Source organism: Mesorhizobium temperatum (assembly GCF_002284575.1).
Taxonomy (GTDB): Bacteria; Pseudomonadota; Alphaproteobacteria; order Rhizobiales; family Rhizobiaceae; genus Mesorhizobium; species Mesorhizobium temperatum.
This window is the reverse complement of the sequence record NZ_NPKJ01000019.1, coordinates 189,429-213,108: the sequence shown is the minus strand read 5'-3', so window position 1 is coordinate 213,108 and position 23,680 is coordinate 189,429. Positions and strand designations below refer to the sequence as shown.

Sequence of the window (23,680 nt, the reverse complement as noted above, 5' to 3'; positions counted from 1 at the left end):
ACTCAGCCGGATCTTCATTGATCCGGCTTTTTTGTTGCCCGAAACCTGCTGGCGCCGAGGGAAAGCCGACCGAAATTGTCACGTAACAGTGACATGTAACCTCAGGTAACATATCGCAGGCGCCCAGCATCGACTAAGCAGATCATAGGACGCGGTGTGGTTCGTGCGGGAGATGGGGGCATCACTCGGACGATCCGGGCTCAGGCGGCTACCGCGTCCGAACCATTCTTCCGCTGAGGCCGTCAGGCGCTGGCGGCATGTGCGGCGGACCTGCCGTTTTCGCCTCCCACGAAGACGGTCCGCAAGGAAACGGCGTCCGGATCACTCCGGACGCCGTTTCCCTGTGTTCTGCGGCCTGCGATACTGGCGTCAAAATCCAGTATCAGGCGGCCTTGCCATTGGCGTTCAACGCCTCATCGGCCAGGCGACCGGTGAGTTCGGCCATATGGTCGAAGGTGGCACGATAGCTGGCCACGCCCGCGGTGGCCGAACGCAACTCGATGATCAGGTCGCCGATCTCGGCCTGCGGCATGGTCGCCTCGACGACATCCCATCCCGGCCAGCCGGGCCGCGCATCGTAGCCGAGGATCTGGCCGCGCCGCTGCGGGATCAGGGCGATGATCCTCGACGTGGCGTCGGACGGCGTGACGATCTCGACCTTCATGATAGGTTCGAGCAGCACTGGCGAGCAGGCGGCCATGCCTTCCTTCATCGCCAGCTTCGCCGCCATCTGGAAGGCCATGTCCGACGAATCGACGGCATGATAGGAGCCGTCGGACAGATTGACCGCGACATCGACCACCGGAAAGCCGAGCGGGCCGGATTTCAGATAATCACGCACGCCGGTCTCGACCGACTGGATATAGGTTTTCGGCACGGCGCCGCCGGTGATGGTGTCGGTGAACTGGAAGCCGGAGCCGCGCGGCAGCGGCTTGATCTCGATGACCACGTCGCCGAACTGGCCATGGCCGCCCGACTGCTTCTTGTGGCGGCCACGCTGCTGCGCCGTTTTGCGGATCGTCTCGCGATAAGGCACGGCCGGCGGATGGCCTTCGACCGGGATCTGGTTCTTGCCTTCCAGCCGCTCGCGCACGACGCGCAGATGCATCTCGCCATGGCCCGACAGCACGGTTTCGGCCGAATCCTGATTGTGGCGCAGGCTGAGCGAGGGATCTTCTTCGGCAAGGCGCTGGATGGCAGCCGACATCTTCACCTCGTCCTTGCGTTCCTTCGGCCGCAGCGCGAAGGCGAAGACCGGTTGCGACGGCGCCAGCGTCACCAGCGGCTTGATGCCGCCCTTGGCCGAGCTCAGCGTCTGACCGGTCGTGACGTCGTCCAGCTTGCCGAGCGCGACCGTGTCGCCGGCCTTGGCCGAGGTGAGCTTGGTCTGGTCCTTGCCGAGCATCCTGTAGATGCCGGAGACCTTTGCCGTGGCGCCATTCGAAAGGAACAGCTCGGAGGCGTCGGCAAGCTGGCCGGACAGGATGCGCGAGACCGACAGCTTGCCGCCATGCGCAGTATGGATGGTCTTCATCACCTGGACTACGGTCGTATTGCCGTCAGGTGCACCGAGGCGCTTGCGCGTTGCTTCAACATCAGGCGCGTCGTGGCGGATCGTCTTTAGAAGCCGCAGCACACCATTGCCCTTCTCGGCGGTGCCGATCAGCACCGGTGTCACCGCGCCATCACGCAGGTCGGCGGCGAGGTCGTCGAAGATCGCGTCCTTCGGCGGCTCGATCTCTTCGAGGAGCTGCTCCATCAACTGGTCGTCATGGTCGGCAAGTGTCTCCAGCATGGAAAAGCGCGCCTCCAGCTCGCGCGCCTTGTCGTCGCTGGGAATCTGGGCGACCTCGCTTTCGGCATATTCGCGATAGATGTAGGCGCGCTCCAGAGCGAGATCGATCGAGCCGATGACGACACCGTTCTTGCGCAGCGGAATCTGGCGAAGCAGCAACGGCACCGAGCTTGCCGGCTGCAGCATCTTCAGCGTGTCGCGCACGCCTGATATCGCCTTGTCGACCTTGTTGAGGAACATGATGCGCGGCACGCCGAGATCGTCGAGCTTGCGCATGATCAGCTGCAGGGCAGGGATCTTCTTCGCGTCGGCTTCGGCGACGACCACGGCGATGTCGCAGGCGGCAAGCACCGGCTCTGCCTCGAAAGAGAATTCGATGGAACCGGGACAATCGACGAAGGTGAGTTGCTCGTCCATGAATTCGGTGGTCGCAAAGGTCGCCTCGACGCTCATGGCGTGGGCGCGTGCCTCGGGCGAATGATCGGAAACGGTATTTCCCGAGGAAACGGGATTCTGGCGGGGAATGGCGCCCGTGCGGGCCAATATGGCTTCGAGAAGTGTCGTCTTACCGCTTGCAAAGGGACCGACTATGGCAATGCATTTCGGTCCCGTGCGTCGTCCTCCGGCGCGAGTTCCCATGACTGACCTCCACTCAGGCGTTTCCCTGGGAGCGGCGGCCGGCCTGTCGACCGTCGCGGGCGGGGCTTTTTTCAGTTTGCCACCTACCCAAAGGCATCGTCCCACGGGTTAGCCGGGAGGGCAAGGGATTTGAGGATCGCCTGATGTCGCGAATGTTGAGCCGTGATCGGCGAAGCCGTCGGATGCGAGCCTAGCCTCCCATCAAATCCCGCGACAGAGCCCGTCGCCGAACAGCCGCAAAAGCGGTTGCGCCATGATGGTTATCGGACGAAAGTGCCCGCTTCTTGCGACAAAAAGGAACGGCCGTCGCCGACCGATCCGCCATCAGCTTGAGGACTCGCGACGATGAAGATCATTGCCTGCGGCAGCGTGCCGACCGTCATTGCGCCGGAAAAGTACTTCACCGGTCGTGTGTGGCAGACGCCGATCATCGAGAAGGAAGCGCCAGCGCGGCTGCGCGCCATCATGGTCAGTTTCGAGCCCGGCGCGCGTACCCACTGGCATACGCATCCGCTGGGCCAGACGCTGTATGTCATATCAGGCTCCGGCCTCGCGCAAAGCTGGGGCGAGCCGGTACAGGCGATCAGGGCCGGCGACGTCATTTCGTTCGCGCCTGATGAAAAGCACTGGCACGGCGCCGGCCCGAAGTCGGCGATGGCGCATATAGCCATGCAGGAGGCGCTCGATGGCGTCCATGCCGACTGGCTGGAGAAGGTGACGGACGAGCAGTATGGCGGCGTTGATCGGACCTAAAAGCGCGTCGCGTCTGATCATTATAGGTGATTTTCCATACTCAGGTTTGGGGTCGACATGTCGAAGCGTCGCTTGCCTCTTGTTGCCGCCGTCTATCTCGGCACATTCGTCGCACTGCTCGACATCAGCATCGTCAACGTCGCCCTGCCGACGATCCAGATTGCGCTCGGCATCAATTTCGCCGGGCTGCAATGGGTGATCGACGCCTACACGCTTTGCCTGTCGGCCTTCATGCTGTCGGCAGGCCTGATCGGTGACCGCTACGGGCGCAAGCGCTCCTGGCTGGCAGGCATCGGCATCTTCGTGGCCGGTTCCGCCATATGTGCAATCGCGCCCAACCTGCCGGTGCTGCTGGTGGGCCGGGTGGTGCAAGGGATAGCCGGATCGCTGATCATTCCGGGTGCGCTGTCGATCCTGACTCAGGCGTTTCCCGACGCCGCGAGCGTGCCGGCGTTATCGGCGGCTGGGCGTCGTTCGCAGCTGTCTCGCTGCTCGCCGGCCCGGTCCTCGGCGGCATCCTGGTCGAAACCGCCGGATGGCAGAGCATTTTCCTGATCAATCTGCCGCTCGGCCTGGCCACGATCGTGCTCGGTGCGGCTTCGATCGTAGAGACTTCACACCCCGAGCATGCCCATCTCGACCTTGTCGGCCTGGCGCTTAGCATTCTGTGGCTGGGCGCCTTGACCTTCGGCCTGATATCGGCAGGCGAAAAAGGTTGGGGCGATCGAGAGGCTGTTATCGCCCTTGTCGTCGGCTTCGCCGGCCTAGTGGCATTCCTTGTCTTCGAGGCACGCACGCCGCGGCCGATGCTGCCGCTTGGCCTGTTCCGCGACATTCGCTTTGCCGTCGCCAATGTCGCCTCGTTCGCGCTCGGCCTCACCTCCTACACCGGCGTCTTCCTCTATTCGATGTTCCTGCAGCAAGCACAGGGCTGGTCGCCGACACAGACCGGCCTGAGCATGGCGCCGCTGTTCCTTGTCCAAATGGTCGTGTCGCCGGCGATTGGCAGGCTCAGTCAGCGCTACGGACACTCGGCGCTGATGACATCGGGCTATCTTTCGAGCGGTCTTTCCATGCTGGGCATGTGTTGGGTTGGACCCTCGACACCCTGCGTGACGATTGGCCTGCTGTTTGCCGTCGGCGGCCTTGCCAACGCGCTGTCCATCCCGACCGGCAGCGCTGCCGCGATGTCATTTGCGCCGCGTGAGCGTTCGGGCATGGTGTCGGCTGTGATCAACGCAACCCGCCAGGGCGGCGCCGCCATCGGCATCGCCCTGCTCGGCGCCCTGATGAGCATGCGGGCAACAGCCCTGCTGACGGCGCATCTTGAAAATGCCGGTGTCGCCAATGCCGGAGCGGTGGCCCGCGCCGCCGTTTCAAGGCACGATTTCGCAGCCGATGCGGCGATGGGCGAGGACGGCCTGCGCGATCTGTTCGCAGCCGCTTATGCCGGCGGTTTCCATGCGGCGATGCTGACGGCGGCCATCGTTTCGTTAGTCACGGCCGGGCTTCTGGTCGCCGTTCTGGCGCCGGCCGAGGCACGTTCGGCACGCGAAACCAATCAGCAAGGATGAGGCGGGCGCCTATCGCCAAAAAACCCGGCGCGAGCCGGGTTTTTTGGTGTTCTGGAACGATGCGGCTGATCAGGTCAGCGAGGCGGTGAAGCGCTGGATGCGCGTGCAGGCCTCTTCGAGCAACGCCTCCGATGTGGCGTAGGAGATGCGGAAGTTCGGGCCGAGGCCGAAGGCCGAGCCGAACACGACCGCCACGCCTTCGGCGTCGAGCAGCTCCGAGCAGAAGGCTTCGTCGTTGTCGATCACCTTGCCGGCTTTGGTCTTCTTGCCGATCAACTGGGCGCAGGACGGATAGACATAGAAGGCGCCTTCCGGCGACGGGCATGTGATGCCGCGCGCCTGATTGAGCATCGACACGACGAGATCGCGCCGAGCCTGGAAGATCGCCTTGTTCTTCGCAATGAAATCCTGCGGACCGTTCAGCGCCTCCACCGATGCCCACTGGGCAATGGTGCAGGCGCCGGAGGTCTGCTGGCCCTGGATCATATCCATCGCCTTGATCAGCGCCATGGGCCCGGCCGCATAGCCGATGCGCCAGCCGGTCATGGCATAGGCCTTCGACACGCCGTTCATCGTCAGCGTGCGCTCATAAAGCTTCGGCTCGACCTCGGCGATGGTCCTGAAGACGAAATCGCCGTAGATCAGGTGCTCGTACATGTCGTCGGTCAGCACCCAGACATGGGGATGTTCGAGCAGCACGTCGGCCAGCGCGCGCAATTCAGCCTCGGTGTAGGCGGCGCCCGACGGGTTCGACGGTGAGTTCATCAACAGCCATTTGGTGCGCGGCGTGATCGCCTTTTCCAACGCCGCCGCCGTCAGCTTGAAGCCGTTGTCGATGGAGGTGTCGGCAAATGCCGGGGTGCCGCCGCAGATCGCTACCATCTCGGGATAGCTGACCCAGTACGGCCTCGGAATGATGACCTCGTCGCCGGGATTCAGCGTCGCCATAAAGGCATTGAACAGGATCTGCTTGCCGCCGGTGCCGACGATGGTCTGCTCCGGCCGGTAGTCGAGATTGTTCTCTCGCTTGAATTTTTTGGCGATCGCCTCGCGCAGCGGCACGATGCCGGAAACCGGTGGATATTTCGTTTCGCCGCGGCGGATGGCCTCGATCGCAGCGTTCTTGATGTTGTCCGGCGTGTCGAAGTCCGGTTCGCCGGCACCCAGCCCAATCACGTCACGGCCGGCGTTTTTCAGCTCGCGCGCTTTCTGCGTCACCGCGATGGTCGCGGAAGGCTTTACGCGGGAAAGGACGTCGGCAAGAAAGGCCATGACGATGTTATCTCCTTGGGGATGCAGACGGTCCATCCAACCGCGGCGCTTCTCATGTCGCATCATTCCGTCAAGCGCAAGCATTGTCGGATGAGCCAGATCTCGAACCCGGCAAATCCGGCAACAATAAATTCACTTACCGGCGGTAAAACCCCGAGTGGCTGGATCACGACCCATTCCGCCAGTCTCGCAGAGCGAGGAACCGTGTCGCGCAGCATCGAGCATGCCTATATCGTCCGTCATGACGACGGCACCGCCAGCGGTGTCTGGGGCATCTATAAGCTGCAGAGCGCTTTCCAGCCGATCTTCGCCTTCGGCAACGGCAAATTGTCCGTCACCGCATTCGAGGGGCTGATCCGGCCGTTCCGCGACGGCGAGCCGCAGTCGCCGGTGAGCTTTTTCAACACCTGTCCGACGGTCGACCGCCTGCATATCGAGGCGCTGACAAGGACGCTGCATCTTTTAAACGCCGGCGCCTGCCTGCCGCAAGAGGCATCCATCTTCATCAACTTCGATCCGTCGGTGTTCACCGATCGCAGCATCGCCGACAAGGCGCTGCGCGACATGCGGCTGGTGCTGCATGAGGCTGAGATCGATGCGAGCCGCGTTGTCTGCGAGGTGACCGAGCAGAAATCGGCGTCGCAGGAAACGCTCTACAATTTCGTCGAGGCACTCAGGGCCAACGGGTTTCGCATAGCCGTCGACGACTACGGCGCCGACGAGTCCGACATCAACCGCATCAAGGAGCTCAGGCCGGACATCGTCAAATTCGATGCCCACTGGGTCATGCAGCTGATGGAGTCCGGCGCCGGTTTCGCACTGCTGACCGCCATGGTGGCAAGTTTCGAACAGCAAGGCATCCGCACCGTGTTCGAGGGCATCGAGGAGGGCTGGCAGCTTGAACTGGCCGAGAAATCGGGAGCCTCGATGGTGCAGGGATTCGCGCTGGCACGCCCCGAGCTTGCACCGACCAGCTTTCACGTCTTCGGCAAGGACAGGCAGATGCCGGTGACAGTGCCCGATGCCGGCGAGGCGCCTGCGACTGTCTCGCCTTCGCCGCGGCCGAAACGGGCTTTCGGGCGCAAGGCGGTGCCATGACCGGGCGACCCGACAGGCGGCGCAATGTCGGTGAAGCAATCTTTGCCGATGAGGTCGGAATCGAATACGGCGTCTATGGCGCGTTCCGGTTGAGGAGCGCCTATCAGCCGATTTTTGCCCCGCGCGGCAGGTTTTTGAAGGCCGTCGCGGTCGAGGGCCTGATCGAGCCGCACCGCGCCGGCAGGTCGGTCGCGCCGCGCGTATTTTTCGAGGGCGTCCCCGTGGTGGATCGCCTGTTCGTCGAGACGATGTGCCGGATGCTGCATCTCCGGAACTTCCGCAACATCGGCGTCGACGGGCTCGACCTGTTCTTCAACTACAATCCGCTGATCAACGATGCCCCCGGGCGAGCGCTGGCTGAGATCAGGCTGATGACCAGGCATCTCGCCGAGTTCGATCTGTACCCCGGCATGCTGGTCTGCGAAATCACCGAACAGGCGGCCGACGACAAGGTGCTCGTCAGCCTGGCGCGCGAGATGCGGCGTGACGGCATCCGCATCGCCATCGACGATTTCGGCACCGGGCATTCGACGGAAGAACGGGTCGCGCTTGTCCAGCCCGACATCGTCAAGATCGACGGCACCTGGTTCGCGGAATTCTGCCGCCATGCCGCCGCCGAGCGGTTTTTCCGGCCGCTGGTCTCCGCGCTGCACGACCACGGCACCAAGGTGCTGGTCGAAGGCATCGAGCAATCCACGCATCTGCGCGTCGCGCTGGATGGCGGCGTCGATCTTTTGCAGGGTTTTTACCTTGCCCGGCCGGCGCTGGCCGGCACGCTGTTCGACGAGGAACCGCTATCGATCGATAGGCTGCTTGGCAGGGACAACAACGTCGTGCCTCTGTTTGGGTGATCTATCAGCGGCGCTGATGGTTGCGCCAAAACAAATCACTGGATGAAGTTGTTGCTGCCGGGATAGAGCCTTGAGACCGGACTCAGGCCCCAGGGGCTGTCGTTGCACGAGCGAGCGGAGCGCCAATGACCATACTCTATGGAATGATCGACAGCGGCAATTGCTACAAGCCGCGACTGTTGATGGCCAAGCTCGGCATGGCCTTCACCAATGTCGAGGTGAGTTCGCATACCGGCGACACCCGCAAGCCCGACTATGTCGCCAAGAACCCGAACGCCATGGTGCCGCTGCTCGAGCTCGACGACGGCAGGCGGCTTGCCGAATCCAACGCCATCCTGCTTTACCTCGCCGAAGGCACGCGGTTCCTGCCGGCCGACAAATACGAGCGGGCACTGGCCTATCAATGGCTGTTCTTCGAGCAGTACAGCCACGAACCCTATATCGCAGTGCGCAAGGCGCTGCTCACCTTTCCCGAACGGGCCAAGGATGCGACGCCGGAACGGCTGGCGGTGACGCTGGAGCGTGGCAACAAGGCGCTCGGCGTGATGAACAAGCATCTGGCGGGCAGTGCGTTCTTTGCCGGTGAGGCATTGAGCGTCGCCGACATCGCGCTCTACGCCTATACGCATACGGCCGAGATGGGCGGCTTCCAACTCGACGCCTATCCGGCGGTGGCGGCCTGGCTGAAACGAGTCGAGGCCGATCCGGGGCATGTGCCGATGGAGTGGCTGCCTTGATGTGTTGCCTTCGAGGCGCCGCTTGGCGTGGACATAGTGTATCCCGGTCGCCGATTTCCTGAGCAACGTCGGCAATTGGCGAAAGCTTAGGCGAAAGCGTGCTTCTCCCCGTCACTATACGGGGACAAGATGGCGGCAGCCAGATGAGGGGCAGCGCCAGCCTTTGTCGCAATGTCGTGCTTGGCTGCGATGGTGGTCCTGATGCGTCGCGCTGCCCCTCATCGCCCTGCCGGGCACTTCTCCCCGTATAGTGACGGGGAGAAGGACGCCGCATCGCCGGTTTCGCCAATTGTCGGTGTCTAAAATCCGGACAGCAAAAAGGCGGGACAAAATCCCGCCTTCCCATGCTTGGTAGCCTGATCGGGAGCGTTTGGTCCGGGCCGGCAGCAATCTGCTGCTTCGGCTTGTCGGGGTTTTTCGCTCCGGTGCGCTTCTCGCGCGACCGTCAGTACATCCGTGACTTGCCGCGCGCCCCGAGCTATCGCCCGGCGCGCGCCATTCGCAAAATCAGGCTGCCTTGCTCAGAGATCCAGCGGACGACTTGCCAGTGCGGCGGTCCTGCTCGATCTCGAAGTTGATCTTCTGGCCTTCGACCAGGGTCGACAGTCCAGCGCGCTCGACTGCAGAGATGTGGACGAAAACGTCCGCGCCGCCGCTGTCAGGCTGGATGAAGCCGAAACCCTTGGTGGAGTTAAACCACTTGACCGTACCTGTTGCCATTTCGATAGTCCTTATACGTTTGCTTTAGATTGACCGAACCGAAGTCCAGCCGGTTTGTATCGAGATTTTGGAGATAGACGTCAGCAAACGCGAATATCGCGAGGCCCGGATCGATCGGCCGAAATATCAATGGACCTCATATAGTCTGCTTCTCCGCAAAAAACAAGACTGCGCGAAAAAAGGCGCTGCTGCGGCGCTGCCCAATGGCCGCCCCAATCGCGTGAAAGCCTTGCAACGTCGCGCGTTGCGGAGGGTGGCATCGCCTATCGCGCACGTTGCGGGATGGATCGTGCCGCCTTCGAGCGTCCGGTCCCGTTTGGGGAGAGGACCATGAAAACTGTTCTGCTTGCCGCCTGCCTGACGCTGGTGGCCGCCGAGGCGCAGGCGATCTCGCGCTACGATCCGAGCCGCATGGCCTGCGGCATGGTGCGGGCGACGATCGCGCGGGAGGGCGCGGTCATCCTGCGTTACCAGTCGACGCGCACGCCGGGGCTGCCGCTCTACGACCGCTATGTGCGGAGCCAGCGTTTCTGCAACATGGGCGAGGTCAGGGCACGCGCTTCAGTGCCGAGCGCCGACACGAAGTCCTGCATCGTCTACAAATGCAAGCGGGTGGACACAGACCGGCGTTTCCGCCGGCGCATCTTTCCTGACTAGCTAGGTCCGGCCTCAGAATCCGAACGAGACCTGCGCTGGCGGCGGCGGGCCGACGCGCACGCCTTCCATCGCCAGCATCTTTTCCTTGGTGGTCGAGCCGCCGGGCGCGGAAAAACCGCCGATCTTGCCGCCGGCGGCAAGAATGCGGTGGCAAGGGATGACCAGCGGCACCGGGTTGGCGCCGAGCGCCGCACCCGTCTCACGCGCCAGACCGGCATGGCCGGCGCGCTTGGCCAGTTCGCCATAGGTGGTGGTCTCGCCAAAGGCCAGCTTTCGCGCCGCGTCATAGATGGCGAGACGGAAATCGTCGACGCCGGTGAGATCGACCGGCACACCGGAGAAATCGACGTCCTCGCCGGCTGCATAGGCCTGTATCGACAGAATCAGCTCGCTAATCCATTGCGGTTGGGCGCTCGAAGCGGCACTGCCGGCATGACGCAAAAGCCGGCGTTCCACGGCGTCGCGGTTGCGCTGGGGCAGGCAGAGCCGGGTCAATCCGGCCTCGCTCCAGGCGATGCCCATGAAGCCGATCACGGTTTCGAAGACCGCGTGGCCGGCGACGGCTTGAGAGGTGCTTTCCATGATGTGCTCCTTTCCGCAGAAACGGATGGGAATCCAGTACATATCGAGAACGAGATATCGCATTTTCAGGGATCTGTTGCCACCCGAAAACCATTCGAGGTCCCAACTGGCTGCGGATTGCCGGGGCAAAGGCGCTGGTGTAAGGACTTTCTTAACAGACGAACCGGACCCGAGCGCGGCTTGCCAGCAAAAATCATCTTTCCCGCGATCGGCGTGATGCTCGCTGCGGCAGGTCTCAGCGGCTGCACATCGACCTCGCAGACGAAGGCCGTGCCTTCCCTGACTGAAACCGCCGCCGCAGGCGCTGATGCCGGCTTTGCGCTGGCGTTGCCCGACACGGTTTCGGTGCTGCCCGAATCGTCCGGCATCGCGCCTGTCCAGACGGCGGCGCTGGCTGTCGACCCCACCGCGATGCCTGCCCAGCCGGCCGCCTTTGCCGGCCCGACTCCGCTGGCCGCAACTGCACCTGCAGCCATGACGGCCGATGCCGCGCCAGCCAGCGCAGCACCTGTCTATGCGACGGCCGCTGTCGCCATGCCGGTCACCGGCGAGACAGGCAAGACGATGCCCGGCGTTCAGCAGGCCGCCTATGTCGTGCCTGAGAATCCGTCCGCCCTGCTTTCGACCAGCCCTGCCAAGGAGTATTCGGCGGGCCCGCGCGGCGAGATCGAACGGCTGATCGAGAAATATGCCGTCCTCTATGAGGTGCCTGTCGATCTGGTGCGCCGCGTCGTCAAGCGCGAGAGCACCTTCAATCCCAAGGCCTACAATCGCGGCCATTGGGGGCTGATGCAGATCAAGCATGCGACGGCACGCGGCATGGGCTATGACGGGCCGGCGAGTGGGTTGTTCGACGCCGAGACCAACCTGAAATATGCGGTGAAATATCTGCGCGGCGCCTGGCTGGTGGCCGGCGGCAACGCCAAGCGCGCCGACCGGCTCTACCAGAGCGGCTATTATTACGACGCCAAGCGCAAGGGCATGCTGGAACAAACCGGCCTGGGCCGCGATCGTGGCCGGCGCCGCCTTCAGCCTGATGCCTGAACACCATGCCTGAGCCGCGCCCGCCGGCGCCGAACGACATAAGGCTGCGCAAGATCCTCGACGACACGCTTGCCCCGCCACGCTGGCCGGAAGGTTTTGTCATGCGCGGCTTCGAGGCCGCCGACGCGCTCGCTTTGCATGCGCTGCTGACCACCGTCTTCGACGATGGCGCCGATGGGCCGTTCGAGGAATGGTGGCCGCGCATTTCAAGCGACGCGGAATTCGACCCTGCCTTGTGTTTCCTGGTTATCGACAGCAAAGGTCGGCTGGCGGGCGCGGCACTGTGCTGGACGAGGGCGTTCGTCAAAGACCTTGCCGTCCACCCCGAAGCGCGCGGCAAGGGCATCGCCGAGGCGCTGATGTGGCACGTCTTCGCCGTCTTTCGCGCACGAGGCGCTGCACATGTCGACCTCAAAACCAACACGGTGGAGAACGCCGCCGCCGTCAGGCTCTACGAGCGGCTGGGGATGTTCGAAGTCGATTGGGCGGGGTGAGGGGCGGTCGGCGAGCGCTCCAGATAAGAGCTAGCGCTCGACCGGCCGATTGATTGATTGATGTCGGCGCCGCCCTGCCGGGCATCTTATATATTCTATATTCCGGGGTAGGCGCCGTCGGCGAAACTGCCGATTTCCCTGTCCCTCGAATTCTCAGGACCTGGTTTCCTCGCCCACCGCGAAGCGGGGGAGAGGTGGCCGCGAAGCGGCCGGAGAGGGGGCTTTCGTAGAGCGCGGTTCCCCCTCTCCGTCTCGGCTTCGCCGAGCCACCTCTCCCCCACTTTCGTGGGGGCGAGGAACCCAGGCTGGAATGAAGCCGAGATCCTTCCCTGTCCTGCCGGAGATCTCCCCCCGCAAGGGGAGATCGGATGATGCTTCGGCTTTCGCCAACCACGAACGCTACGATATAGCGCCGAGGGCACCCGGCGGAAAGGAAGTGTCCACCAAGGCGGCAGGCTGCATCTTGCCGGCAACCGCTCGGGCGTTAAGCTGCGATCCTGCGGCTTTCGCGCCGCGGGCGGGGTCTCGACCGAAACCGGAGAAAGACGATGCGGCTTTTGCTTTCCAAAACGGGTCTGGCCAAAACGGGTCTGGTGATCCTCGCCATTCCGCTTCTTGCGGGTGTTGCGCGCGCCGAGGATTGTGCCAACGCGCAGGACCAGGCGACCATGAACGAATGCGCCGGCAAGTCGTTCACCGAAGCCGACAAGAAGCTCAACCACGCCTACAGGCAGATCGAGGGCCGGCTGAAGGACGATGCTGCGACGAAGAAGCTGCTGGTGAGCGCGCAGCGCGCCTGGGTCGCCTTCCGCGATTCCGAATGCGCTTTCCAGGGCGGCCCGCCCGATATGGCCGGCAGCATGTATCCGATGGTGATTGCCGGTTGCAAGGAGAGCCTCACGAACAACCGGCTGAAGGATTTTCAGGGCTATCTCGACTGCCAGGAGGGCGACACGAGCTGCCCGGTACCAACAGCGCCATAGCTTCGGCCGATTGGCAATCGCATAGAAGGCCCCCTCATCCGGCCGCTTTGCGGCCACCTTCTCCCCGCCGGGGAGAAGAGGCTGGCATCAACGGCGTCAACCTCCTCTCCCCTCGGGGAGAGGTCGGATTGCCCCGAATTGCTCTTCGCAATTCGGTTGGCAATCCGGGTGAGGGGGCTTCTGCCGCCCGTGTGCGCAAAAATGTCGGAACCGTCCTTCGCCCTGCGTCCTTGTGAGGCAAGGCGCGTTGCCGCGTAGGGCGCGCGCCGCCACAAGCACGGCTGATGGAGATGACAATGATCACCTTTCCCAACGAATCCCAGGAACACCGCGCCGCCCGCGAAACGCTGCTGCAAAAGGAAATCGAGCTGCGCCGCGCCATGGAGGATGTAGCAGTCGCCCGCCGTGCGCTGCCGCCGGGCGGGCTGGTGCCTGAGGACTATGTGTTCGACGGGCTTGGCGACGATGGCAAGCCGGCCCGGATAAAACTGTCGGAGCTGTTTTCGCCCGGCAAGGACACGCTGATCGTCTACTCGATGATGTTTCCGCGCCATCCCCAGGAGACGCGCGACGTGGCGACAAGCGGCGGCACGGCGAAGCTCGCACGGGCCGACCAGCCATGCCCGTCCTGCACGGCGCTGCTCGACCAGTTCGACGGTGCCATTGCCCATCTCGAGGCCGCCGGCTTCAATTTCGCCGTGGTGGGCAAGACCGCGCTTGAAAACCTGATCACGCTTGGCCGCGATCGCGGCTGGACGAACATGCGGCTGCTCTCGTCGGCCAGCAACAGCTTCAAGCGCGACTATCACGCCGAGGCCGACGACGGCGCACAACTTCCGATGCTGTCGGTGTTCCATCGTGACGCCGACGGCATCCGCCATTTCTGGAGCTCCGAGCTTGGCTTCGCGCCGTCCGAACCCGGCCAGGACCCGCGCGCCATCGGCACTTGCGAGCCCTTGTGGAACCTGATGGATTTCACGCCGGAGGGCCGGCCGAACTGGGACGAGCAGTTGCAGTATGACGGCGCGTGCTGCCACTGAGTGGGCCTTCCCTTCTCCCCTTGTGGGAGAACGTGGATCGGTGCGCAGCGCCGAGACGGATGAGGGGTGCTGGAAGAAATGAGGCGTTGGCAATTGTGCGTCCTCTCGGCGCTGATGGGCGGTTGTGAGTGGGCGTAACGCCAAGCTGGAACACCCCTCATCCGACCTCGCTGCGCGAGGCCACCTTCTCCCACAAGGGGAGAAGGGAAGGGCACCGCGCAACTTCGCCGCTTGTGTCGCGTTGACTCTCCGAGGACACGCAATCCCGGAGATTTCCTGTGAAAACGCATCTCACTATGGCCATGGTCGCATTGCTGGCCGGCGCGCCGGCGGCCTTCGCCCAATCCGCCACGCCGGCGGATATACCGGCTGTCGGCGAAACCAAGATCGAGACCGAGACCTTCACCAGAACCGTCTCCAGCGCCAACCGGTTCGAGATTGAAAGCAGCAAGCTGGCCGAACAAAAGAATGTCGCCGCCGATGTGAAGGAATTCGCCTCGCTGATGGTTAGGGATCACACCAAGGCTGGTGAGGATTTCAAGGCAGCTCTCGAACAGAGCCAGACCACGGCCTCGGTGACGGCGAGCGGCCCCGCCCTGTTGCCGAACGACAAGGCAATGCTCGACCAGCTCAAGGGCATGGACGGCGATGTATTCCAGGCGAAATACATCCTCCTGCAGACCGAGGCGCACAAGCAGGCGTTGGCGCTGTTTTCCACCTATGCGCAGTCGGGCGAAGACCCGGCGCTGAAGGAATTTGCCAAGAAGACGCTACCGACGCTGCGGACGCACGAAAGGCGCATAAAGGATCTGGTGGCCGCCCACAGCTAGTGCATGTCGCCCAAAAGCAAGCCCTCGGGCCTGACCCGAGGGTACGCAGCGGTTTTGGGAAAACGACATGCATAAAACAAGAGCCTAAAGCGCGTCGCGACGCGCTTTAAACTGGCGCCGCTGTCAGGTGTTTTTGATCTGCTCGACCGCGGTCACCAGCAGTTCGTCCATGACGCTGCGAATCTGAACATCCGACTGGGCGATGCCCGCCGCGTCGAAATCGGCGCGTATCTTGCGGAGCACATCGTTGTCCCCGGCTTCTTCGAAGTCCGCGCGGACCACCTCTTTCGCATAGGCGTCGGCGTCCTCACCGGTTTTGCCGAGCTTTTCGGCCGCCCATAGACCGAGCAGCTTGTTACGGCGCGCCATGGCCCTGAACCTCGTGTCCTCGTCCATCGCAAACTTCTTTTCGAAGCCTTCCTGACGGTCTCTCATACTGCTCATGGTTTGCCTCGTTCAGGTGTGAGTCTCCGACCTTCATTCGATGGAGAAGAAGAGCGGCGGGTAGGGGCCGAACATGGCGCGCATAGATGTCAGAAGCAAGACCGGACCGTTCATTCCGCAGGGCAATCGCTTCAGGTTTACGCTGTCCATATTGCCCGCGAGCAGAACTTGGGTTCCTCGCCCCCACGAACGTGGGGGAGAGGTGGCTCGGCGCAGCCGAGACGGAGAGGGGGGACTGCCGTGACCGTGACCAAGTTTTCTACAACGCATTCGCCCTACGAAGCCCCCTCTCCGACCGCTTCGCGGCCACCTCTCCCCCGCTCTAGCGGGGCCGAGGAACCCGAGGGGGTTGAGGGCAGCGCCGACATCGACAACCGATAGCGTGGCCAACGACCTTCGCACCGATGTGATTTGACGTTGCCGCGCCGTGACCTACTCTCGAATGGTGGGATGGACCCGAGGAGGCGAGCGATGCAGTCACCTTTCAACGGGATTCGGAGGGTCGCGCTGACAGCGGCAGTGATTCTTGCCGCCGCCACCGCAGCCTATGGACATCACGGCTGGTCGTGGACCCAGGACGGGTTCTTCGAACTCCGGGGCAAGATCACGGCCATCTATATCGGTAATCCGCATGCCACGCTGGATGTCGACGCAGAGGGCGAGGTCTGGCGGGTGGATTTGGCGCCGCCGTCCCGCACGATCGCCGCCGGCTTCACCGAGGAGGTCGCCAAGGTCGGCGACGAGGTGACCGCGATCGGTCACCGCTCGCGCGACGAGACCGAGAAGTGGATGAAAGCATCCCGCATCATCGTCAATGGCAAGACTTATGATGTTTATCCCGACCGCGTGCCGCCGGCCTGAATGGACGAGCTCCTCGCCGGCATCGAGCAACTCGTCTTGGTGCGGGCACTGAAGGCCTCATTCGTCGCCTATCCCATAGTCAACGCGCTGCACATCATGTCGATCGGCGCGCTGCTGACCAGCGTCTGGCTCATGGACCTCAGGGTCCTCGGCGCCTTCTGTTCGCTGCCCTACGCGGCGTTCGTCGCGCTGATGCGCCGCACCGCATTTGCCGCGTTTGCCGGCGCGCTTGTCACGGGATCGCTGCTCTTTTCAGTCAGGGCGAGCGAATATGCGGCGATGCCCATTTTCCTCACCAAGATGACACTCATCCTTCTCGCCGGCGCCAACTTCCTCGTCTTCATGCGCGTCTGCCGCGCAAGAGGCGTTGAGGTGCCGGCTGGTGGGGTCGTCACCGTGCTGGCCGTGCTCTCGCTGGTGCTGTGGACGTCCGTGCTTTTCGCCGGACGATTCATTGGGTTTCTCAACTAGGGCGGCGGCGACCGATTTCGCGATCAATCTCGTGCAGGCAGGAAGGGCGTTGCGACTAGGAGAGGTGATCGCGGCGTAGAGCGACACGACAATTTCCGCTTGTGTTTGAAGTAAACTCGTCCTCAAATCCTGCCCGGGTAAGTTAAACGTCACACGGATTTCGAGAGGTGTCGTATGCCCCGAGCGCAACGCGGAATGGCGCTGACGGTAGATTTGGTAGCACGCGCATATCGCGCGATTGAGAACACAGGCCCAGCGCCGCATATGGTTCGTAATACCGAAACCGAGTGGAACGCCACCGTTCGGGAGATATTGGTGTCACGTCCTGATGGACAGGATGCGTGGATTTTCGCCTACGGCTCACTTCTCTGGAATCCGGCCGCGGAGCACGTCGAGGAGCGTGCGGGCGTGGTGCGGGGGTGGCACCGTTCGTTCTGCATTCGTATGCGAGACTGGCGCGGAACAGTCGACCAGCCAGGTCTGATGATGGGGCTCGACAGGGGTGGGCAGTGCGGGGGGATGGCCTTACGGCTGGCCGAGGACACGGTTGAGGCCCAACTCGGAAAACTTGTCCGGCGCGAAATGCCAGTGAGGCCGTCCAGAAAGCCATTCACCCACACTCCCCGTTGGGTGCAGGTTCATACGGTCCAAGGACTCATTCGAGCCCTTGCCTTCGTCGTCAATCGAAAGGGCGTCAACTACATGGGGGGCCTTACGCCGGATGAGACGGCGACTATTTTGGCTACGGCGTGTGGCCACGGAGGATCGTGCGCTGAGTATCTTTACAACACAATCTCGCAATTGGAGGCCTTGGGTATTCGGGATCGCAATTTGTGGCGTTTGCAGTCGCTTGTTGCAGACGAGCTTACTTCGCTGCATCCGTGACTGGGCCGCTGGCGGATCTCCAGTCGGTCGAAGTTACCCGCTAAAGGCAGCACAAGTCGCGTAACGGAATCACAATCCGTGCGGTATGGGCGAGCCCAGAATCGCAGCGTTGGCGGGACAGCGCCCCCCTCTGGCCTGCCGGCCATCTCCCCCACAAGGAGGGAGATTGGCTAGTCGCCTATGCAAAATACTCCTGCAGCGGCCTGACCTCGAGGCTGCCCGCTTTCAGCGCCGCAATGGCCTCCGCCACGGCCGCCGCACCCGACAGCGTGGTGTAATACGGCACTTTCTGCATCAGTGTCGCGCGGCGGAGCGACTTGGAGTCCGAGACCGCCTTCTGGCCGTCGGTGGTGTTGAAGACGATCTGCACCTGGCGGTTGCGGATGGCGTCCTCGATGTGGGGGCGGCCTTCCAGCACCTTGTTTATTTTCTCGGCCGCGACACCGTTTTCGGCGAGGAAGCGGGCGGTGCCTGAGGTGGCCATCACCTTGAAGCCTTGGCCGGCGAGGCGCTTGACCGCCGGCAAGATGCCCTTCTTGTCCTCGTCGCGCACCGAGACGAACAGCGTGCCGGAGCGTGGCAGGTCGACGCCGGCGCCCAGCTGGCTCTTGGCGAAGGCGAGCGCGAAGTCGCGGTCGAGGCCCATGACCTCGCCGGTCGAGCGCATTTCCGGACCGAGCAATATGTCGACGCCGGGGAAACGGGCGAAGGGGAACACCGCTTCCTTGACGGCGATGTGGCCGGGATTGCGCGGGTCGGGCATGGCACCGTAATGGGCGAAGGCGTCTTCCAGGCTCTCGCCCGCCATGATGCGGGCGGCAATCTTGGCTATGGGCCGACCGATGGTCTTGGCGACAAAGGGCACGGTGCGCGACGCGCGCGGGTTGACCTCCAGCACGTAAACGGTGCCGTCCTTGATCGCGTACTGCACGTTCATCAGCCCGCCGACATTGAGCGCGCGGGCAAGCGCCGCCGTCTGGCGCTCCAGCTCGTCGACGAGCTCCGAAGGCAGCGAGTGCACCGGCAGCGAGCAGGCACTGTCGCCTGAATGGATGCCGGCCTCCTCGATGTGTTCCAATATGCCGGAGACGAAGGTCGACTTGCCGTCGCACAGGCAATCGACATCGACCTCGATGGCGCCACTGAGATAGGTGTCGAACAGCAGCGGGTTCTTGCCCAACAACGTGTTGATCTGGCCGGTCTTGTCGTTGGGGTATTTCTGCTTGATGTCCTCCGGCACCAGGCCGGGCACGGTGTCGAGCAGGTAGGATTGCAGCATGCTCTCGTCGTGGATGATCTGCATGGCGCGGCCGCCGAGCACATAGGACGGGCGCACCACCAGCGGGAAGCCGAGTTCGCCGGCGACGAGCCGGGCCTGCTCGACCGAATAGGCGATGCCGTTCTTCGGCTGGCTGAGGCCGAGCTTGTGCAAGAGCTTCTGGAAACGGTCGCGGTCCTCGGCCAGATCGATCATGTCGGGCGAGGTGCCGAGGATCGGGATGCCGGCCTTCTCCAGCGCATCGGCCAGCTTCAGCGGCGTCTGGCCGCCAAACTGGACGATGACGCCGACCAGCTCGCCTGAAGTCTGTTCGGCGCGCAGGATCTCCAGCACGTCCTCCGGCGTCAGCGGCTCGAAATAGAGCCGGTCTGACGTGTCGTAGTCGGTCGAGACGGTCTCCGGGTTGCAGTTGACCATGATCGCCTCGAAGCCGGCGTCGCGCAGTGCGAAGGCGGCGTGGCAGCAGCAATAGTCGAACTCGATGCCCTGGCCGATGCGGTTCGGGCCGCCGCCGAGGATGACGACCTTGCGGCGCGACGAGACCTGCGCCTCGTTGGCGAGCGCGCCGGCGAAGGGCGTCTCATAGGTCGAATACATATAGGCAGTGGGCGAGGCGAACTCGGCCGCACAGGTGTCGATGCGCTTATAAACCGGATGAACGTCGAGCTTTTCGCGTATCTTTTGAATCTCTTCGACGTCTTTCCTGACTAAGGACGCGAGGCGGGCATCGGAAAAACCCATTGCCTTCAGCATGCGCAGATTGGCGGCGTCTTCGGGAATGCCGTGCTCGCGGATGCGGTCTTCCATGGCCAGGATGCCGGCGATCTGCTCGAGGAACCACGGGTCGATCTTGCACATGGCGTGCACGTCTTCGAGCGAGGTGCCCATGCGGATTGCTTGCGCCACCATGCGCAGCCGGTCGGGCGTCGGCGTGCCGAGGGCGGCGCGGATGGCGTTGCGGTCGTCGGCGTGGCTGGCCGCGCCGTGCGCGAGGCCGGGGATCTCGATCTCGTCCAAACCCGTCAGGCCTGTCTCGAGCCCACGCAAAGCCTTCTGCAGCGATTCCTGAAAAGTGCGGCCGATGGCCATGACCTCGCCGACCGACTTCATCGCGGTGGTCAGCACCGGCTCGGCGCCGGGGAATTTCTCGAAGGCAAAGCGCGGGATCTTTGTCACGACATAGTCGATGCTCGGCTCGAACGAGGCGGGCGTCGCGCCGCCGGTGATATCGTTCTCCAACTCGTCCAGCGTGTAGCCGACGGCGAGCTTTGCTGCGATCTTGGCTATGGGGAAACCGGTCGCTTTGGAGGCCAGAGCCGACGAGCGGGAGACGCGCGGGTTCATCTCGATCACCACTAGGCGCCCGTCGGCCGGATTGACGGCAAACTGCACGTTGGAACCGCCGGTCTCGACGCCGATCTCGCGCAGCACCGCGATCGAGGCGTTGCGCATCATCTGGTATTCTTTGTCGGTCAAGGTCAGGGCAGGGGCGACGGTGATCGAGTCTCCGGTATGCACGCCCATCGGGTCGATGTTCTCGATCGAGCAGACGATGATGCAGTTGTCGGCTTTGTCGCGGACAACCTCCATCTCGTACTCCTTCCAGCCGAGCACGCTTTCCTCGATCAGCACTTCGGTGGTCGGCGAGGCGTCGAGGCCGGACTGGACGATCTCGTAGAATTCGGCGCGGTTGTAGGCGATGCCGCCGCCGGTGCCGCCCATGGTGAAGGACGGGCGGATGATGGCGGGAAGGCCGACATGGTCGAGCGCCTGTGCGGCGATCGCCATGCCGTGGCTGATGTAGCGCTGCTTGCGGTCGCCCTCGCCGAGGTTCCAGCGCGTTTCGAGCGCGTCGAGCGCGGCGTCGAGGTTTTCGGGCTTCTCGGCCTTCAGCGCGGCGCGTTCGGCCTCGTGCGTCTTGCGGTCGGCGTTCTTGACGTCGGTGGCGTTGGCCAGCATCGACTTCGGTGTTTCCAGGCCGATCTTCTTCATCGCCTCGCGAAACAAAGCGCGGTCCTCGGCCTTGTCTATTGCCGTGGCGTCGGCGCCGATCATCTCGACATTGTAGCGCTCGAGAACGCCCATGCGGCGCAGCGACAGTGCGGTGTTGAGCGCGGTCTGGCCGCCCATGGTCGGCAGCAGCGCGTCCGGCCGCTCCTTGGCGATGATCTTGGCCACCACTTCCGGCGTGATCGGCTCGATATAGGTGGCGTCGGCCAGTTCCGGGTCGGTCATGATGGTGGCCGGGTTGGAATTGACCAGGATGACGCGAAAACCCTCTTCCTTCAGCGCCTTGCAGGCCTGGGTGCCGGAATAGTCGAACTCGCAGGCCTGACCGATGACGATGGGGCCGGCCCCGATGATCAGGATCGACTTGATGTCGGTGCGTCTTGGCATATCGAGGGTCCGTTCGGCAGGCGGCTTGCACGAAAAACCGGACGGGAAGACCCGGCCGGTTGTGCTCGCGATTCTGGTATCAGGCTAGGAGGGCCTTATAGGGAAGAGTTTTGCCTGATGTAACCCCCTAAAATGCGAGTAGGGCAGTAGGGCAGTAGGGCAGAGGTTCGAGCGCCCTTTAAACATATTGCCCTACTGCCCTACTGCCTTATTCCCCTTAGCCACTCATCTCCCAGCGCCAACTGATCCGTGATCTCGAAGCGTTCGGAAACGCCGACACGGATCAGGTTCAGGCTGCCCTCGCGCGTATAGCGGAATTCGCCTGATGCATTCGAACCGGCGGGCCGACCGGCCTGGAAGCTGATGACGCGCGTGCCGCCATCGGGCCAGGTCACGGTCACCTCGGCTTTGTCGCCCGTGTGGACAACGCCCGCCTTGCAATTGGTCATCGGCTGGCCGACATAGCGGGCACAGGGAATCTCGTTGTGGGCACCCAGGGCCGGCGCGGGCCGCCCTGGCGGCTGCAGCCGCGCAACGGTTTGTGCGTTGGCCGGAGCCGCCGCATTGGCGGCGCGATTTTGGCTGGCTTCCGCCGCCGCGGGCGTCGGCATCTCCCCGGTCGAAGGATTTCGGCTGGCAGCGAGCGCCAGGCGGTAAGCGTCCTCGATGGCGGCCCTGCCGATTGCCTCAGCAGCTGTCATCGTGGTTTCGGGACCGGTCGCGCCCAGGCGCGCCGTCAGGTCGGGCAGCGGCTGGTCTGCGGTTGGCGGGTTCGAGGCCTCGGCTGCAGAGGCCGCGCCTTCGCCGGTCGGATCAGTATCCGCATCCGAAACGGCCGCCGGATTCTCGGGGTTCAGGTAGCGCGCAGGAGCCCATCCGGCCAGTTGCGGGTTGTCGATTTCTGCAACCTTGCACCAGCGGTAGCCATCGACGTCGTTGCAGCCGAGATTGTTCACGCTCGTACCATTCGGCAGCCGAGCCTTGATCTTGCCCATCGCCGATGCCGTGGCGCGGACGTTCAGGAGATCGCCTGGAGCGAGGTCGGTCACGATGGACACGACCGGCGCCTCCTCGGCCCTGGCCGGCAGTAGCGCCGTCAGCAGGAGAGGGGCGGCAGTGAGCGCGTACAGTGTCGTTTGGAGCGTAACTGTGCGCCTCATTATGTTGGCCGTGGCGATAGAATTCATTACCGAAGGCAGCGGCCAGGCACGGAAACGAGACCGCAGGCCAAGTCGATTTTATAAGGGACGACATGGCGCTATGTAAGCCCGAAAATGCGACCTCGGCATGAACAAAGTTCAGCCAGCGTGAGCAAGCTCAGCCGGGCGGCATGAACGCGTTCCGCGTTCAGCCGGGCATGAACCCGTGCCTCGTTCAGCCGGGCATGAATCCGGTATGCAGCGCGTAGGCCCATTCCGGCCGTCCCGCCTGTTCGGCCTGCTGCGCTGCCGCCTCGTGATCATAGTCGACGGCGATGGCCTCGAAGCGGTCGGGGCGGCCCGGCTCACCCAGTTCGACGATGCCGTAGCGCACATGTGGGGAGCCTTGCTCGGAAACATGCGCCGGCGGTGTCGAATCCTCATAGGCGGGGCAGCCGATGCTGCCCGGATTGAAGACGACCGGGCCGTCGGGGATACGGATCAGTTCGCTGCGGTGGCTGTGGCCGCACAGTACGACGCAGCAAGCCGGATCGAGCGCGGCCAGCCGCCGCTTGATGGCGGCCAGTGGTGCGCGCACCAGCCGCGCCATCTTCTATCGTATCGGTCAAGTATTTTTCGTCGTGGTCGGGCCGGGCATGGAAGGCGGTCACCCCCGGCGCGATCTCCAGCGTGAGGGGCAAGGCGAACAGCTCCTCGCGCTGCGCCGATGTCAGCCGCTCCTGCGCATAGCGGTCGGACGGCCACATGGCTTCATCGGCGGCGTCGCGGGCGACGCGGCGGTCGTGATTGCCGCGCACCGTCGGCAAGGCGAGCGCTTCAAGCCGGTCCATGGTTTCGCGCGGCCAGAGCGGGCCGGAGACGCAATCCCCGAGGTTGACGATGAGATCGGCATTGCCGCGCTGCCTGAGATCGTCGAGCACGGCATCCAGGGCGAGGATGTTGCCGTGAATATCGGCGAGGACGGCAATGCGCATGGGAAGCTCCGTAGGTTGACGAATTACTGGTCGGGAAGGGCGGACCTTGCAGGACTTTGGTTCCTCGCCCCCACGGAAGTGGGGGAGGGGTGTCTCGGCGAAGCCGAGACGGGGACTGCACGCCACCCTTGAGCCCTCAA

22 protein-coding genes and 1 pseudogene are annotated in these 23,680 nt (G+C 63.5%); 15 read left to right on the top strand and 8 right to left on the bottom strand.

The window, feature by feature from the left end:
* Positions 1-382: 382 nt before the first annotated feature.
* Positions 383-2,434, bottom strand: a complete 2,052-nt coding sequence (locus CIT26_RS05000) for an elongation factor G (protein WP_095491527.1) — start codon at positions 2,432-2,434, stop codon at positions 383-385.
* A 345-nt stretch (positions 2,435-2,779) separates the two neighbouring features.
* Here CIT26_RS05000 and CIT26_RS04995 point away from each other — a divergent pair, with 345 nt between their 5' ends.
* From CIT26_RS04995 to CIT26_RS04990, 3 genes are read left to right on the top strand one after another with little or no spacing between them, the layout of a single operon-like run.
* Entirely contained in the window at positions 2,780-3,187 is a 408-nt protein-coding gene (locus CIT26_RS04995) for a (R)-mandelonitrile lyase (protein WP_095491526.1), read from the top strand.
* Positions 3,188-3,244: 57 nt separating this feature from the next.
* The gene (locus CIT26_RS37350) at positions 3,245-3,742 is read left to right on the top strand and encodes an MFS transporter (RefSeq protein ID WP_245319100.1); all 498 of its coding nucleotides are present in this window, start codon (positions 3,245-3,247) and stop codon (positions 3,740-3,742) included.
* A complete protein-coding gene (locus tag CIT26_RS04990; RefSeq protein ID WP_245319161.1) occupies positions 3,643-4,761 on the top strand; it encodes an MFS transporter in 1,119 nt (372 codons plus the stop codon). The genes CIT26_RS37350 and CIT26_RS04990 overlap by 100 nt, the downstream gene beginning before the upstream one ends.
* A gap of 69 nt (positions 4,762-4,830) precedes the next feature.
* On the opposite strand, the gene CIT26_RS04985 is transcribed toward CIT26_RS04990, so the two are convergent.
* Positions 4,831-6,033, bottom strand: a complete 1,203-nt coding sequence (locus CIT26_RS04985; RefSeq protein ID WP_095491525.1) for a pyridoxal phosphate-dependent aminotransferase — start codon at positions 6,031-6,033, stop codon at positions 4,831-4,833.
* A 204-nt stretch (positions 6,034-6,237) separates the two neighbouring features.
* Here CIT26_RS04985 and CIT26_RS04980 point away from each other — a divergent pair, with 204 nt between their 5' ends.
* The 3 genes from CIT26_RS04980 (at position 6,238) to CIT26_RS04970 (ending at position 8,719) form a co-directional block, all read left to right on the top strand.
* Positions 6,238-7,131 carry an EAL domain-containing protein gene (locus tag CIT26_RS04980; protein ID WP_095491653.1) on the top strand — a complete coding sequence of 298 codons (894 nt, stop codon included), beginning with the start codon at positions 6,238-6,240 and terminating at the stop codon, positions 7,129-7,131.
* The gene (locus tag CIT26_RS04975) at positions 7,128-7,982 is read left to right on the top strand and encodes an EAL domain-containing protein (RefSeq protein ID WP_095491524.1); all 855 of its coding nucleotides are present in this window, start codon (positions 7,128-7,130) and stop codon (positions 7,980-7,982) included. Before CIT26_RS04980 ends, CIT26_RS04975 begins: the two co-directional genes overlap by 4 nt.
* 125 nt (positions 7,983-8,107) lie before the next feature.
* Positions 8,108-8,719, top strand: a complete 612-nt coding sequence (locus tag CIT26_RS04970; RefSeq protein ID WP_095491523.1) for a glutathione S-transferase family protein — start codon at positions 8,108-8,110, stop codon at positions 8,717-8,719.
* A gap of 507 nt (positions 8,720-9,226) precedes the next feature.
* On the opposite strand, the gene CIT26_RS04965 is transcribed toward CIT26_RS04970, so the two are convergent.
* Positions 9,227-9,439, bottom strand: coding sequence for a cold-shock protein (locus tag CIT26_RS04965; RefSeq protein ID WP_023678332.1), 213 nt, complete (start codon positions 9,437-9,439; stop codon positions 9,227-9,229).
* 330 nt (positions 9,440-9,769) lie between these two features.
* Between CIT26_RS04965 and CIT26_RS04960 the strand changes: the two genes are divergently transcribed.
* Complete coding sequence (locus CIT26_RS04960) at positions 9,770-10,096, top strand: hypothetical protein (RefSeq protein ID WP_095491522.1); 327 nt, start codon at positions 9,770-9,772, stop codon at positions 10,094-10,096.
* Between the two features lie 12 nt (positions 10,097-10,108).
* Here the strand turns inward: CIT26_RS04960 and CIT26_RS04955 are convergent, their stop codons facing one another.
* Positions 10,109-10,678: a methylated-DNA--[protein]-cysteine S-methyltransferase gene (locus CIT26_RS04955; RefSeq protein WP_095491652.1), complete on the bottom strand. Its 570-nt coding sequence runs from the start codon at positions 10,676-10,678 to the stop codon at positions 10,109-10,111.
* 180 nt (positions 10,679-10,858) lie between these two features.
* Here CIT26_RS04955 and CIT26_RS04950 point away from each other — a divergent pair, with 180 nt between their 5' ends.
* The 5 genes from CIT26_RS04950 to CIT26_RS04930 all read left to right on the top strand — a co-directional run bounded on the left by CIT26_RS04950 (position 10,859) and on the right by CIT26_RS04930 (position 15,069).
* Positions 10,859-11,722, top strand: coding sequence for a lytic transglycosylase domain-containing protein (locus tag CIT26_RS04950; RefSeq protein WP_095491521.1), 864 nt, complete (start codon positions 10,859-10,861; stop codon positions 11,720-11,722).
* Positions 11,723-11,727: 5 nt separating this feature from the next.
* The gene (locus tag CIT26_RS04945) at positions 11,728-12,216 is read left to right on the top strand and encodes a GNAT family N-acetyltransferase (RefSeq protein WP_095491520.1); all 489 of its coding nucleotides are present in this window, start codon (positions 11,728-11,730) and stop codon (positions 12,214-12,216) included.
* Positions 12,217-12,764: 548 nt separating this feature from the next.
* A complete protein-coding gene (locus CIT26_RS04940; protein WP_095491519.1) occupies positions 12,765-13,199 on the top strand; it encodes a lysozyme inhibitor LprI family protein in 435 nt (144 codons plus the stop codon).
* Positions 13,200-13,495: 296 nt separating this feature from the next.
* On the top strand, positions 13,496-14,239 hold the full coding sequence (locus CIT26_RS04935) for a DUF899 family protein (protein WP_095491518.1): 744 nt from the start codon (positions 13,496-13,498) through the stop codon (positions 14,237-14,239).
* Between the two features lie 278 nt (positions 14,240-14,517).
* Complete coding sequence (locus tag CIT26_RS04930; protein WP_095491517.1) at positions 14,518-15,069, top strand: DUF4142 domain-containing protein; 552 nt, start codon at positions 14,518-14,520, stop codon at positions 15,067-15,069.
* 123 nt (positions 15,070-15,192) lie between these two features.
* Here CIT26_RS04930 and CIT26_RS04925 read toward each other — a convergent pair whose 3' ends face one another.
* Positions 15,193-15,513, bottom strand: a complete 321-nt coding sequence (locus tag CIT26_RS04925; protein ID WP_095491516.1) for a DUF1476 domain-containing protein — start codon at positions 15,511-15,513, stop codon at positions 15,193-15,195.
* Between the two features lie 471 nt (positions 15,514-15,984).
* Here CIT26_RS04925 and CIT26_RS04920 point away from each other — a divergent pair, with 471 nt between their 5' ends.
* From CIT26_RS04920 to CIT26_RS04910, 3 genes are all read left to right on the top strand, one after another.
* The gene (locus CIT26_RS04920; protein WP_095491515.1) at positions 15,985-16,374 is read left to right on the top strand and encodes a DUF6152 family protein; all 390 of its coding nucleotides are present in this window, start codon (positions 15,985-15,987) and stop codon (positions 16,372-16,374) included.
* Positions 16,375-16,845, top strand: a complete 471-nt coding sequence (locus CIT26_RS04915; RefSeq protein WP_095491514.1) for a DUF6644 family protein — start codon at positions 16,375-16,377, stop codon at positions 16,843-16,845. It begins immediately after the preceding gene.
* 195 nt (positions 16,846-17,040) lie between these two features.
* Positions 17,041-17,730 carry a gamma-glutamylcyclotransferase gene (locus tag CIT26_RS04910; protein ID WP_245319098.1) on the top strand — a complete coding sequence of 230 codons (690 nt, stop codon included), beginning with the start codon at positions 17,041-17,043 and terminating at the stop codon, positions 17,728-17,730.
* A 178-nt stretch (positions 17,731-17,908) separates the two neighbouring features.
* Here the strand turns inward: CIT26_RS04910 and carB are convergent, their stop codons facing one another.
* From carB to CIT26_RS38440, 3 genes and pseudogenes are all read right to left on the bottom strand, one after another.
* Entirely contained in the window at positions 17,909-21,406 is a 3,498-nt protein-coding gene (gene carB / locus CIT26_RS04905; RefSeq protein ID WP_095491512.1) for a carbamoyl-phosphate synthase large subunit, read from the bottom strand.
* Positions 21,407-21,606: 200 nt separating this feature from the next.
* Positions 21,607-22,566 (bottom strand): SH3 domain-containing protein, encoded by a 960-nt coding sequence (locus CIT26_RS36995; protein ID WP_206072721.1) that lies wholly within the window; start codon positions 22,564-22,566, stop codon positions 21,607-21,609.
* Between the two features lie 214 nt (positions 22,567-22,780).
* Positions 22,781-23,540 (bottom strand): annotated as a pseudogene (locus tag CIT26_RS38440) (metallophosphoesterase family protein).
* Between the last annotated feature and the right edge of the window lie 140 nt (positions 23,541-23,680).

What these genes read in the sequence shown, in the direction of transcription:
- CIT26_RS05000 (WP_095491527.1), bottom strand. Translation starts at nt 2,434, where the DNA reads ATGGGAACTCGCGCCGGAGGACGACGCACGGGACCGAAATGCATTGCC.
- CIT26_RS04995 (WP_095491526.1), top strand. Translation starts at nt 2,780, where the DNA reads ATGAAGATCATTGCCTGCGGCAGCGTGCCGACCGTCATTGCGCCGGAA.
- CIT26_RS37350 (WP_245319100.1), top strand. Translation starts at nt 3,245, where the DNA reads ATGTCGAAGCGTCGCTTGCCTCTTGTTGCCGCCGTCTATCTCGGCACA.
- CIT26_RS04985 (WP_095491525.1), bottom strand. Translation starts at nt 6,033, where the DNA reads ATGGCCTTTCTTGCCGACGTCCTTTCCCGCGTAAAGCCTTCCGCGACC.
- CIT26_RS04975 (WP_095491524.1), top strand. Translation starts at nt 7,128, where the DNA reads ATGACCGGGCGACCCGACAGGCGGCGCAATGTCGGTGAAGCAATCTTT.
- CIT26_RS04970 (WP_095491523.1), top strand. Translation starts at nt 8,108, where the DNA reads ATGACCATACTCTATGGAATGATCGACAGCGGCAATTGCTACAAGCCG.
- CIT26_RS04965 (WP_023678332.1), bottom strand. Translation starts at nt 9,439, where the DNA reads ATGGCAACAGGTACGGTCAAGTGGTTTAACTCCACCAAGGGTTTCGGC.
- CIT26_RS04960 (WP_095491522.1), top strand. Translation starts at nt 9,770, where the DNA reads ATGAAAACTGTTCTGCTTGCCGCCTGCCTGACGCTGGTGGCCGCCGAG.
- CIT26_RS04955 (WP_095491652.1), bottom strand. Translation starts at nt 10,678, where the DNA reads ATGGAAAGCACCTCTCAAGCCGTCGCCGGCCACGCGGTCTTCGAAACC.
- CIT26_RS04945 (WP_095491520.1), top strand. Translation starts at nt 11,728, where the DNA reads ATGCCTGAGCCGCGCCCGCCGGCGCCGAACGACATAAGGCTGCGCAAG.
- CIT26_RS04940 (WP_095491519.1), top strand. Translation starts at nt 12,765, where the DNA reads ATGCGGCTTTTGCTTTCCAAAACGGGTCTGGCCAAAACGGGTCTGGTG.
- CIT26_RS04935 (WP_095491518.1), top strand. Translation starts at nt 13,496, where the DNA reads ATGATCACCTTTCCCAACGAATCCCAGGAACACCGCGCCGCCCGCGAA.
- CIT26_RS04925 (WP_095491516.1), bottom strand. Translation starts at nt 15,513, where the DNA reads ATGAGCAGTATGAGAGACCGTCAGGAAGGCTTCGAAAAGAAGTTTGCG.
- CIT26_RS04920 (WP_095491515.1), top strand. Translation starts at nt 15,985, where the DNA reads ATGCAGTCACCTTTCAACGGGATTCGGAGGGTCGCGCTGACAGCGGCA.
- CIT26_RS04915 (WP_095491514.1), top strand. Translation starts at nt 16,375, where the DNA reads ATGGACGAGCTCCTCGCCGGCATCGAGCAACTCGTCTTGGTGCGGGCA.
- CIT26_RS04910 (WP_245319098.1), top strand. Translation starts at nt 17,041, where the DNA reads ATGGCGCTGACGGTAGATTTGGTAGCACGCGCATATCGCGCGATTGAG.
- carB (WP_095491512.1), bottom strand. Translation starts at nt 21,406, where the DNA reads ATGCCAAGACGCACCGACATCAAGTCGATCCTGATCATCGGGGCCGGC.
- CIT26_RS36995 (WP_206072721.1), bottom strand. Translation starts at nt 22,566, where the DNA reads ATGAGGCGCACAGTTACGCTCCAAACGACACTGTACGCGCTCACTGCC.